This window comes from Kribbella sp. NPDC051586 (assembly GCF_044453965.1).
In the GTDB taxonomy this organism is placed as follows: Bacteria; Actinomycetota; Actinomycetes; order Propionibacteriales; family Kribbellaceae; genus Kribbella.
The window spans coordinates 1155282-1167129 of sequence record NZ_JBITDF010000003.1 but is presented as its reverse complement, the minus strand read 5'-3'; the positions used below and the strand labels follow the sequence as shown (position 1 = coordinate 1167129).

Sequence of the window (11848 nt, the reverse complement as noted above, 5' to 3'; positions counted from 1 at the left end):
CTCGCCACACTCGTCCATGCTCGTTCATGCTCGTTCGCCGCGGCTTGTCCGGCGCTGCCCGTTCCGGCCTGCGCGCCACGGTAGCCGATCGGCCGACGCGCGGCACGTGATCCCAGGAGCGCGTTATGTTGACGGCTTGAGCATCAGACTGATTCCCCTCACCGATCCCGACTACCGCCCGTTCAGTCGCCGGATCGCCTGGCTCGCCGCGGAGGCCGACGGCACTCCGGTCGGCTCCGCGTTCCTGCGGCTCGACAGTCGCAGCAACTACTCGCATCTCGCGGAGTTCGAGCTCACCGTCCATCCCGCCGAGCGTCGTCGCGGCATCGGGTCCCAGTTGCTCGCCGCCGTTGTCGCCGGGGCCCGCGAGCACGAGGTCCGGTCGCTGCTCAGCGACGTGCAGGTCGACTCGGTCGGCGACGAGTTCCTCCGGCACCACGAGTTCGAGATCGGGCTGACGCTGATCTATACCCGGCTCGATCTGTCCGCGGCGGTGCCCGACGTACCGGAGGTGCCGGGGTACCGGTTGATCTCCTGGGAAGGCGCCGTACCGGACGAGCTGCTGCAGACGTTCACCGACGCGCGGACCGGGATGAACGATGCGCCGATGGGGACGATCGACACGAGTGTCGATGTGTGGGACGTCGAGCGGACCCGGCACGCCGCGGAGGTGATCGCCCAACGCGGCGACCACCTCTCCGTCGTCGCCGCGCTGGACGAGACGGGCCAGATCGTGGGTTTCACCGAGGTCGTCGTACCGGGTGACGGGAAGGGCGACGGGCAGCACTACGGCACCGCAGTACTCCCCGCCCACCGCGGGCGTGGTCTCGCCCTCTGGATGAAGCCGCCCAGATCCAGGAGACCCGCCACCGCTTCCCCGACCTGGACGGACTCCTCACCGACACCGTCGACACCAACACAGCCATGCGCCGGACCAACGCCCAGCTCGGCTACGAACCCGGCTACCAGACCCACCGCCGCAAACTCGACCTATAGCAGCCCGGCCAGCCGATACAGGACGAGCGAGCCGGCGACGGCGACGTTGAGGCTGGCACCGGTCCCGATCATCGGGATCTCGACGACCAGATCCAGCTGATCGACCGCCTCCGGCGGGATCCCGGTGCGCTCGTGTCCGAGCACGGCGACCGTCCGATTGCGGGCCGCCGGCAGGTCGCCCAGCCGGATCGCTTCGTCGGCCAACTCCACACCGATCACCGTGGTGTCCGGTCTCGCCCGCTGGTCGATCAGCCAGCGCACCTGGTCGTGCCCGGTCCAGTGCACGCACGTCCGTCTTCGCAGCGTGTTGCCCTTGGCAAGCGCATCGGGCACCCACGGCAGCTTCGGTACGGCGAGACAGGCTCCGACGGCATCACACGTACGGAGCAGGGTGCCGAGATTGACGTCGTACATCGGCCAGAGCGGCGCGATCAACAGATGGTCCCAGCACGAGTGGGACCGGCGGCGGCGTTGGTGCTTGAGATCCTTGCGGCTCCGCACCCGGATCCCGCTCATCGAGCAGCGGGATCGATCCTCCCGACAGGTTTGAGATTCATACCGCCCAGTCTACTGGCCGAGGATCCGCTGGACGGCCGCGGTGGTGATCGGGTGGTAGCCGGGGCGGGCCTTGGCGAAGACCTCGGCGGCGAAGGCGCGGTCGGTGCCTGCGAGGGCCTGGTAGACGGGGAGGACGAGCTTCATCCGGCCGACCTTGGTCAGGAACTCGGCCATCTCGGCGTACGCCGCCTCGTAGCTGCTCGCGGCGACGATCTGGTACCAGCGCCGCGCGATCTCGCCGTTCGCAGTCCCGGTCAGGCCGAACGCACGATCCAGCTGCTGCAACAGCAACGGGCTCAGGACGTCGGGGGCCGCGTCGAGGAACCGCAACCACTCCTGCGTGGTCCAATGCCCCGCGCCGCTCGGCAGCTCGCCCGTCTTCAGCCACAAGGCACGCGCCTCGTCCACGACCTGGAACCGCGGCGACACCGCGCGCTCCGCGAACGCCGGGATACCTGGCTCGTACAACCAGGCGGCCAGCTCGTCGTCCGTCGCCACATCCGGGTGCTCCGACAGCAGATGCTCGCGCAGGTGCTCGACGAAGTCGTCGGTGTTGATACTGCGGAACGCGAACCGGTCGAAGTACCCGCGCAGGAACGGATCGAACACCTCGCGCGAGAACCGCTCCTCCAGCCACGACAGGAACCACGACCCCTTCAGCGGCCCGGTCGACGTCTTGCCGTGGTACTCCGAGCGGTGGTGCAGCCCCGGCAGCTCGACCGCGAGCTCGGCCGGCGTCAGCGGATCCAGCTTCACCACGGTCGCGTGCTGCTTGATCGCGGTCTCCATCAGCGCGAACTCGGTGCCGTAGACGGCCTCGACGATCCGGTTCTCGACGTACGACGTGAAGCCCTCGTTGAGCCAGATGTCGTCCCAGCTGTCCTGCGTGACGAGGTTGCCCGACCAGCTGTGGGCGAGCTCGTGCGCGATGACGCTGACCAGCGACTTGTCGCCGATCACCACGGTCGGCGTCGCGAACGTCATCCGCGGGTTCTCCATGCCGCCGTACGGGAACGAGGGCGGCAGCACGAGCAGGTCGTACCGGCCCCAGCGGTACGGGCCGAAGAGCTCCTCCGTGACCCGCATCATCTCCTCGGTGTCGGAGAACTCGGTCGCCGCCTGCCGCACCGTGGCCGGCTCGGCCCATACACCGGACCGCTCGCCGAGCGGCTCGAACACCAGGTCGCCCGCGGCGATCGCCAGCAGGTACGACGGGATCGGCTCGGGCATGACCACGTCGTACGAGCCCGTCCGGCGCGACGTCGTCCCGTTGTCGGCACTCATCAGCACCATCAGCTCGGGCGGCGCGGTGACATGGGCGGAGTAGCTGAACCGCACGCTCGGGGTGTCCTGCACCGGCACCCAGCTGCGCGCGTGGATCGCCTGCGACTGGCTGAACATGAACGGCATGACGCCGCCGGCCGTCATGGCCGGCTCCAGCCACTGCAGACCGGTCGCGGTCGGCGCGGTCCGGTAGGACACCTTGACCCGCGGATGCCTCGACGTCCGGATCGTCAGCGCGGCGCCGAGCTCCTTGTCCGGGACCGCGAGGCTGTACTCCAGCGGCTCCCAGCCTTCGGCCGTCTGCCCCTCGACGGCGACCACGGTGAGGTCGCGGGTGTCCAGAACGAGTCGGTCGTCGGTTGCACCGGCCCAGGCGAGAGTGTGCGTGGCGCTACCGGCCAGCACCTTCTCGTCGAAGTCGAGCGCAAGGTCGAGCTCGAGATGGGTGGTCCGAACCAGGGCAGGCTCGGCGTAGGAGTGGCGATCGTGCGTCACGGAAGCTCCCCGAGTGAGGCGTCCGGGGAACAGTACCCAGGTCCCAGCCCGATCGGACGGCCAATCTGGGCCAGCCGCACCACCGTGCCAAAACCCTGGTTCGGTACTGACACAGGTTGCGGGAACGGGGGTGCTACCTAGCAGACTGTGACCATGATGTCCCAGGGAAGTCCGGAGCTGGTGCTGAAAAGGCGTCCGTTCGGATCCTGGCTGCTCGGACCGGCCGACCAGAGCACTCAGCGGCTGCGGTTCCGGCTGCAGGTCCTGATGACCACGTTCTCGATCGGCACCAACCTGATCGGCGCCCTGGTCGTGTTCGCCCTCGCGGTGTACGTGCTTCCCGGCCCGTCGCTGGTCGACCAGCTCCAGCTCGCAGACGCGATCATCATCCCGGCGTACTTCGTGCTCGCGATCGCGGTCGGATGCGTGTGGAGCACCCGGCTGACGCGGCGAGTGACGCGCTGGGTGGAGCTCGAGCGGCCGGCCACCCGCCGGGAGCAGATCGCCACGCTGCAGCTGCCCTTGCGGCTCACGCTGATCGAGGTGCTGCTCTGGTTCGTCGCCGCCGTGGTCTTCACCGTGATGACGGTGATCATGCAGCCGGAGAACGCGCTGCGTGTCGCCCTCACGGTCATCGACGGCGCGGTCGTGACCTGTTCGGTGTCGTATCTGCTGACCGAGTTCGCGCTCCGGCCGGTCGCCGCACGGGCGCTGGTGGACTCACCGCCGCCGCGACGGCTGCTCGCGGCGGGGCTGAAAGCGCGGACGGTGTTCTTCTGGGCGGTCGGGTCCGGCGTACCGGTGGCCGGGCTGATGCTGGCCGCCGTGCTCGCGCTGATCGAGGGCGACGTCACCTCGACGCGGCTGTCGGTGGTGATCCTTGCCCTGGGCATCGTGGCGCTGGGCAACGGCTGGCTGCTGACGATGCTGTCGGCCAAGTCGGTCGTGGCGCCGGTCCGGTCGGTGCGGGACGCGCTGAGCCTGATCGGCGAGGGCCGGCTCGACGTGAGCATCCCGGTCTTCGACGGCACCGAGCTGGGTTCGTTGCAGGCCGGGTTCAACCGGATGGCCGAAGGACTGCGGGACCGGGAGCGGATCCGGGACGTCTTCGGCCGGTACGTCGGTCCTGGCGTCGTCCAGGAGGCGCTGAGCAGCGATCGGCTCGGCGGCGAGGAGCGGTACGTCGCGGTGCTGTTCGTCGACCTGGTGGGTTCGACCGAGCTGGCGATCGACCGGCCGCCGACCGAGGTCGTGGAGCTGCTCAACCGGTTCTTCGAGATCGTGGTCGACGAGGTGGACCGGCAGGGCGGGTTCGTGAACAAGTTCGCCGGTGACGCCGCGCTGGCGATCTTCGGCGCGCCGGCCGAGCTGCCGGATCCGGCCGGGAGCGCCTTGAGCGCGGGGCGCGAGCTTGCCCGGAGGCTCGACGAGGAGTTGCCGGAGGCGATCGCCGGCATCGGCGTCACGGCCGGGATCGTGGTGGCGGGCACGGTCGGCGACGTACGGCGGCACGAGTACACCGTGATCGGCGATCCGGTGAACGAGGCGGCGCGGCTGAGCGAGCTCGCCAAGTCTGCCCCTCGGAGGCTGGTCGCCTCGATGGCAGCGGTCGAGGAGGCCGCCCCGGCCGAGTCCGAGCACTGGCTGCAGAGCGACTTGGTCACCGTGCGGGGACGGTCGCTGCCGACCCGTCTTGCTGTGCCGGAGTGAGCGGCTGCGTCTCCGCGATCAGTTGGTGCAGCAGCGCGGCGCCGTACAGCATCGCCTTGGTCTGGCGGTCGTGCGCAGCCCGGCGCTCGGCGATCGCAGTACGCAGCGCGTCGGTGCTGCCTGTCCTCCGCAGACCGTCGAGGACCGGCTTGATCTGCTCGAAGTAGTACCGGCCTTGCCTGAGCATGTGGATGATCCGGGCGTCGCGAACCTGCTCGGGGCCGTAGCGCCGGTACTTCGTCCCCGGCTCACGCGTCGGCGCGAGCAGTCCAGCGGCCTCCCAGACCCGTAGCGCCGACGTACGGATGCCGAGGCGGTGCGCCAACTCCCCCACCAGCAATGACGGGCCGGTGAACTCGTCGACCTGCTCAGCGGCCAACGCAGCCAGGGCCTCACTCGCGGCGTCCGTCGCCAGCCGTTGTTCGTGCAGGGCGGCGTGGGCTGCATCGACCAGCCGGTACGCGAGCGCTTCGTCGCCGTCATGGACAGCGCGCATGATCTCGGTGGCTGTCTCCGCGCCGAAGCCCGGCGCGAGTGCGCGGTACGTCAGCAGCGCCGACACGTGCTCCGGACCGTACTGCCGATACCCCGTGTCGGACCGCGGCGCCGCTGGCAGGATCCCGGCGGCCTCGTAGTTGCGGACGAGCTGGGTCGACACCCCCGCCCGGCGCGCCAGGTCGACCGGCCGAAGACCCATGTCTCAGCGGCCGCCGGAGACGTCGACCGTCGTACCGGTCATGTACGACGAGCGGCCCGAGGCCAGGAACGCGATGACCTCCGCGACCTCCTCCGCCTTCCCGGGGCGGCCCACCGGCGGCGTCGCACCGAGGCGATCCAGCCGGCCTGCCTCGTGGATGTCGGTCTCGATCAGCCCGGGGCGTACCCCGAGGACCCGGACGCCTTCCTTCGCGACCTCGTTGGCCAGGCCTGTCGTCAGAGCGTCGACGGCTGCCTTGCTCGCGGCGTAGTCGACGTACTCGCCCGCCGATCCGAGTACGGCCGCGCGCGACGACACATTGACGATGACGCCGCCGCTCCCGCCGTACACCGTGGACATCCGACGGACCGCGGCGCCGGCGACGAGGAACGCACTGATCGAGTTGATCCGGAACACCCGGTCGAGGCGGTCCAGGTCGTACTCCGCCACACGGCCGCCGGGCGACACGACGCCGGCGTTGTTGATCACGGCGCCGATCGGGCCGAGCTCGGCGGTCACGGTGTCGAAGAGGCGCTCGACCTGATCCGCCTCGACGACGTCAGCCTGTACGGCGATCGCTCGCCGGCCGAGCTCCTCGCACGCCTTGACCACGCGGGCGGCCTCGTCGGCCTGGGTCCGATAGTTGACGCCGACATCCCAACCGTCCGCCGCGAGGGCGATGGACGCGGCCGCACCGATCCCACGACTCCCACCGGTGACGAGTACAACCCCAGATCCAGTCATAGACCTACTTTGTCACGCGGGCGGCAGCGTGAACTGAAGCTGGGTCTCCGAGTCGTTGAATCCGACCGAGCGATAGATCCGGATCGCGAGGTAGTCCGGATCCGCGACCATGACCAGTGTCCGCGCGCCACCCTCGGTCAGCCCGTACGTCGACGCGTGGTGGACCAGCGTGCTCGCCAGACCGCGACCGCGATCCTCCGGAGACGTCTGCACATTCTGGAAACGCGCAAGGCCCTTGCCGTCGAACATCAGCCCGAGCGAACTCTGCAGCCGGGCGCCGTCGAACGCGCCGAACCATTTCCCGTGGCCGGCCTCGACCAGCTCGCGCTTGGCCACCAGCTTGCGCCGCGTGAAGTCCTCGTACGCGGCGTCGACCTCCATGTCCGCGGTGGCGAGGCTCTGGTGGTAGAGCTGCTCCCAGTCATCGTCCCCGGCCAGGAAGCGGTACGTCGCCTCGCCGTTCGGCCGCTGCGGCGGGACGACCCGATCGGCCGTCATCACGACGCTCCGGTCGATCTCCAGCCCGGCGGCGGTCACCTCGTCCTCGGCCCCGATCTCGCCGTCCACGCTGTCGATGCCGATGGCAACGTGTTTGGCTTCCGGGAACTCGCGGCGGAAGTCGTCCAGGCGGATCTTGGCGTCGTCCGGCGCGAACGGCGTGCGGTAGAGCAGGAAGTTGCCCCACCAGAAGCCGGGGTTGGCCGGCGTTCGCACGACGACGTACTCACCGGTGTCGCGGAACGTGCTCCCGCTCAGCTCCAGCAGCAACAGGTCGGTGCGATAGCCCAGGCTCGTGATGTCCACCCCTCCATCGTCGCGGAAGCGTCAATCGAGTTCCCTTGACATGCAGCCAATTGGCTGCCTATCTTGGAAAGGCAGCCAACGGGCTGCATGATCGGAGACGTGATGGACGACGAGGTGTTCCGCGCCCTGGCCGACCCGAGCCGGCGTCAGCTGCTGGACATGCTGAATGCCCGCAACGGTCAGACGCTGCGCGAGCTCTGCGCCGGGCTGGAGATGGCCCGGCAGTCGGTGAGCAAGCACCTGACGATCCTGGAGACCGCCAACCTCGTCACCACCGTTCGGCGGGGGCGCGAGAAGCTCCACTACCTCAACGCCGAGCCGATCAACGCGATCGCCGACCGCTGGATCAACCAGTACGACCGTCGGCGGGCGCAGCTGTTCGCCGATCTCAAGACGGCTTTGGAGGCCGAACCCACCATGAGCGACAACGACTTCGTCTACACGACTTACATCAAGACCACGCCGGAGCGGCTCTGGCAGGCGCTGACCGAGCGGGAGTTCACCGAGCAGTACTGGAACCTGCACCACGAGACCGATTGGAAGCCCGGCTCGGAGATCGTCTGGCACATGGGCGACGTGTCGATGGCAGGTCCGGGGCAGGTGGTGCTCGAGCACACGCCGTACACGCGGCTGTCCTATACCTGGCACCACATCACGCCGGAGTTCGCGAAGGCGGTCGAGCTGTCGGACGACGTGTACGAGCAGACCAGCCGCGAGCCGCTGTCGACCGCGACGTTCGAGCTGGAGCCGGTGGATGACAAGGTGAAGCTGACCGTCATCCACTCCGGCTTCGGGCCTGACAGCGCGCTGCGGACCATGATCCAAGACGGCTGGCCGGCGCTGTTGTCCGACCTGAAATCCTTCCTGGAACTGTCCACTGTGCACTAGGAGGACTCTTGCCCCGGCCGAACATCGTGATCATCTACACCGACGACCTCGGCTGGGGCGACCTCGGTTGCTACGGCAGTCCCGACATCCGCACGCCGCACCTCGACGATCTCGCCGCCCGCGGCGTCCGGATGACCGACTGGTACTCGAACTCGCCGGTCTGCTCGCCGTCGCGCGCTTCTCTGCTGACGGGTCGGCATCCGGCGCACGCCGGGGTGGAGTCGATCCTCGGCGCCGATCGCGGGACGCACGGGCTGCCGCCGCAGGACACGGTCGCGTCCGCGTTGTCGGCAGGCGGGTGGCGCACGGCGGTCTTCGGGAAGTGGCATCTGGGGGTCGAGCCGGGGTCGGCGCCGCTGCGGTACGGGTTCGACCACCACTTCGGCTTCCGGGCCGGGTGCGTCGACTACTACTCGCACATCATGTACTGGGGTGTGCGTAATCCGCTGCACGATCTCTGGTCGGACGACGTCGAGGTGTGGCAGAACGGTGAGTACCTGACGGACCTGATCACGGATCGCGCGGTGGAGTACATCGCGGACGTTCGCGAGCCGTTCTTCTGTTACGTCGCCTACAACGCGCCGCACTACCCGATGCACGCGCCGGCCGACGCGATGGCGCAGTACGCGCATCTGCCGTGGGAGAAGCAGGTGATGGCGGCGATGATCAGCCGGGTCGACGACGGCGTCGGGCGGATCGTCGACGTACTGCGGCGGACCGGGCGGTTGGACGACACGATCATCTTCTTCTCGTCCGACAACGGCCCGTCGGCCGAGGAACGCAACTGGCTCGGCGGCGAGGAGATCGCTTACCCGGGCGGCTCGACGGGCGGCTTGCGTGGGCACAAGGGCTCGGTCTTCGAGGGTGGCATCCGCGTCCCCGGGATCTGGTCGTGGCCGTCCACGCTGCCGTCCGGCGTCACCTGCTCCGAACCCGCTCTGATGATGGACGTCGCACCGACACTCCTGTCCGCGGCCGGCCTCACCTGCACGGACGTCGACGGCGTCGACATCCTCCCGCTGCTCACCGGCGGAACGTCACCCGAGCGAGTCCTCACCTGGGAGTACGCCAACCAACGCGCAATCCGCCGCGGCCCATGGAAGCTGGTGGTCGATCCCGCCGACCACCTGGGCGCACCCCAGGTCCCCGGCCACCACCTCTACAACCTCACCACCGACCCCTCCGAAACCACCGACCTCTCCTCTCAACACCCCGAAATCCTCAACCAACTACTCGACTCCGACCACACCTGGACCACCACCATCACCACCTGGCGCCACGCCCGCACCACGGCGGGCCGGTCCGCGACTTAGGCCCGCAAGCCGGGCGAGCTGCCGTCCGTTAACGCGGACCGACCCGCGCCATAGGTCCCGGGCGAACTGCGGTGGGTTCGCGCGGACCGACCCGCGCCGTAGCAGGTCCCACCCGCGCGCCTGTCTCACAGGTCGAAGGTCGGGCGGCTTTGTGGTTAGGGGCGTTTGTGGATGATGAGGGGGAGGACGGCGGATGCGCCTGCCTCGCGGAGTTTGGCTGTGGCGACGGTTACTGGCCATTGGGAGGAGGTGGCGTCGACCAGGAGAAGGACGGTGCGGGCGGTGATCGCCTGAGCTGTGGCCGCATCTACCTGGAGGCCGTCTCGCCAGACTCTTGCTTCCTCGGCTGAGGAGAGGTCGTCGGTGTAGCCGGTGCGGTCGATTGTCAGCTCGGCTCGATCCAGGCGGCCGACCGTGGCTACGTGGTCGGCGATGGTGGAGGTGAGGTCCGGGTGTCCGCCGGCCGCGAGTGGTACGACAACCTCAGGGCGAGCCGACCACGAACCACGCCACCGTGACAAAGCGGCCACCGCACCGGATTTCAGCGCCTCGACCGCATCCGGCATCGGCGAAGCGTTGAACGCGCCCTGCAGCACCTCCCGCCACTCCGGCGCATCGGCGTACACGATGATGCGTCCGGGCTCGGCCGACAGCGCCGGCGGGATCTTCCCGCGGGCGCCGAACGCACCACCGGGCCACATCTTCCGCGGCTCCAGCACGTGCACCTCGCCGCGCAACAACCGGACGATCGTCGCCACCGTCTCCGGATCGGGCCGCGACTCCAGCGGCGGCGGCAGCTCCCCCAGACACACCGAGCACCGACCGCACGGCTCCGCCGACGGATCGTCCAGCGACTCCTGGAGAAGTTGCATCAAGCAACGATCACCGCGGGTGTATGCCCGCATGATGTCCGCCTCGCGCCGGCGTACCGACACGATGCCGTCGTAGTGCTCGGCGTCGAACGTCCAGTCCCTACCGGTCCGCACCCAGCCTCGCTCGACCCGGTCGACCGCTCCGTCCACGGCCAGCTGCTTCAACATCAACTCGACCCGCGTACGCCGCAGCCCGGTCTCCGCCTCCAACGCCGGCGCGGTCGCCGGCTCGTCCGGACCGTATCCGTCCAAGGCCCGCAGCAGGCGCTGCACGTTCTCCGGGACTGGAATCGTCGCCGTGGCGAAGTAGTCCCACACACCCGAGTCAGCATCCGACGGCAGCAACGCCACCACGGCATGATCGATCCCACGGCCGGCACGACCGACCTGCTGGTAGTAGGACACCGGGGACGGCGGCGACCCGACGTGCACCACGAACCCGAGATCCGGCTTGTCGTACCCCATCCCCAACGCGGATGTCGCGATCAGCGCCTTCAACTGGTTCGCCCGCAGCGCGTCCTCGAGACTCTCCCGCTCCCCCGCCTCCAACTGGCCCGTGTACGCCGCGACCGGCACGTCCCGTCCGTGCACCTCTTGGACCACCGAGGCCAGCCGCTGCGCGTCCGCGACCGTCAACGCGTAAACGATGCCGGACCCGGGAAGCTTCGGCAGCTGATCGACGACCCAGGCGAAGCGGTCGAGTGGAGACAGCTTGTCCACGACAGCAAGCTGAAGACTCGCCCGGGCGAGCGGCCCACGCAGCACAAGCGTCGACTCCCCCAGCTGCTTCGCCACGTCATCGGTGACCCGCGAGTTTGCCGTGGCTGTCGTCGCGAGCACGGGAGTCTTCGGGTTGAGCTGCTGAAGGACGTCCGACACCCGCCGATAGTCCGGCCGGAAGTCATGCCCCCAGTCCGACACCGCATGCGCCTCGTCGATCACCAGCAGCCCGACCTGCCCGGCCAGGCCGTCGAGCACCCGCCGACCGAACCCCGGGTTGGCCAACCGCTCCGGCGACACCAGCAGCACGTCGATCGCACCCGATCGAAGGTCCTGCTCGATGCCTGACCAGGCGTCGATGTTGTTGGAGTTCAAGGTCGCGGCGCGCAACCCAGCGCGACTCGCGGCCGCGACCTGGTCACGCATCAATGACAGCAGTGGCGAAACCACCAGCGTCGGACCCGCACCCTCCGATCGTCTGATCGCGGTCGCGGCCCAGTACACGGCCGACTTGCCCCACCCGGTCGCCTGCACGACGAGCACCCGCGCCGCCGGCTCACACAACGCGGCAACCGCCGTCTCCTGATCCGCGCGCAGACGTGCCTCATCGCCCGCGATCGCCCGGATCACATCCCCGGCAACCTTCGCCCGCGCCTCGCTCAGACCAGTGGTCAGGCCAGTGGTCAGGCCTGTGCTCAGGCCGGTCGTCGGACCGCTGGTCGGATCGGGGCTCGCAGTGGTGTCAGCCATGCCGGAAACCCTAGACG

At 69.0% G+C, this 11848-nt stretch carries 10 protein-coding genes; 4 read left to right on the top strand and 6 right to left on the bottom strand.

Annotated elements, in window-relative coordinates; translation table 11 throughout:
* The first annotated feature begins 136 nt into the window (after positions 1–136).
* Positions 137–1096, top strand: a complete 960-nt coding sequence (locus ACIA58_RS24230) for a GNAT family N-acetyltransferase (RefSeq protein ID WP_396406023.1) — start codon at positions 137–139, stop codon at positions 1094–1096.
* Here ACIA58_RS24230 and ACIA58_RS24225 read toward each other — a convergent pair.
* Together ACIA58_RS24225 and ACIA58_RS24220 are read right to left on the bottom strand one after the other, a co-directional pair.
* Positions 991–1512, bottom strand: a complete 522-nt coding sequence (locus tag ACIA58_RS24225; protein ID WP_396406022.1) for a TrmH family RNA methyltransferase — start codon at positions 1510–1512, stop codon at positions 991–993. The genes ACIA58_RS24230 and ACIA58_RS24225 overlap by 106 nt on opposite strands.
* Before the next feature lie 51 nt (positions 1513–1563).
* A complete protein-coding gene (locus ACIA58_RS24220; protein WP_396406021.1) occupies positions 1564–3333 on the bottom strand; it encodes a M1 family metallopeptidase in 1770 nt (589 codons plus the stop codon).
* Between the two features lie 153 nt (positions 3334–3486).
* Here ACIA58_RS24220 and ACIA58_RS24215 point away from each other — a divergent pair, with 153 nt between their 5' ends.
* Positions 3487–5043: an adenylate/guanylate cyclase domain-containing protein gene (locus ACIA58_RS24215; protein WP_396406020.1), complete on the top strand. Its 1557-nt coding sequence runs from the start codon at positions 3487–3489 to the stop codon at positions 5041–5043.
* Here ACIA58_RS24215 and ACIA58_RS24210 read toward each other — a convergent pair.
* The 3 genes from ACIA58_RS24210 to ACIA58_RS24200 are packed head-to-tail and all read right to left on the bottom strand — an operon-like array spanning position 4994 to position 7288.
* Entirely contained in the window at positions 4994–5740 is a 747-nt protein-coding gene (locus ACIA58_RS24210) for a MerR family transcriptional regulator (protein WP_396406019.1), read from the bottom strand. The genes ACIA58_RS24215 and ACIA58_RS24210 overlap by 50 nt on opposite strands.
* 3 nt (positions 5741–5743) lie before the next feature.
* Positions 5744–6484: an SDR family oxidoreductase gene (locus ACIA58_RS24205; protein ID WP_396406018.1), complete on the bottom strand. Its 741-nt coding sequence runs from the start codon at positions 6482–6484 to the stop codon at positions 5744–5746.
* 12 nt (positions 6485–6496) lie between these two features.
* Positions 6497–7288, bottom strand: coding sequence for a GNAT family N-acetyltransferase (locus ACIA58_RS24200; RefSeq protein WP_396406017.1), 792 nt, complete (start codon positions 7286–7288; stop codon positions 6497–6499).
* Between the two features lie 102 nt (positions 7289–7390).
* Between ACIA58_RS24200 and ACIA58_RS24195 the strand changes: the two genes are divergently transcribed.
* Both ACIA58_RS24195 and ACIA58_RS24190 read left to right on the top strand, forming a co-directional pair.
* Complete coding sequence (locus tag ACIA58_RS24195) at positions 7391–8176, top strand: ArsR/SmtB family transcription factor (RefSeq protein ID WP_396406016.1); 786 nt, start codon at positions 7391–7393, stop codon at positions 8174–8176.
* 8 nt (positions 8177–8184) lie between these two features.
* Entirely contained in the window at positions 8185–9489 is a 1305-nt protein-coding gene (locus tag ACIA58_RS24190) for a sulfatase-like hydrolase/transferase (protein ID WP_396406015.1), read from the top strand.
* Between the two features lie 155 nt (positions 9490–9644).
* On the opposite strand, the gene ACIA58_RS24185 is transcribed toward ACIA58_RS24190, so the two are convergent.
* Positions 9645–11831, bottom strand: coding sequence for a RecQ family ATP-dependent DNA helicase (locus ACIA58_RS24185; protein WP_396406014.1), 2187 nt, complete (start codon positions 11829–11831; stop codon positions 9645–9647).
* Between the last annotated feature and the right edge of the window lie 17 nt (positions 11832–11848).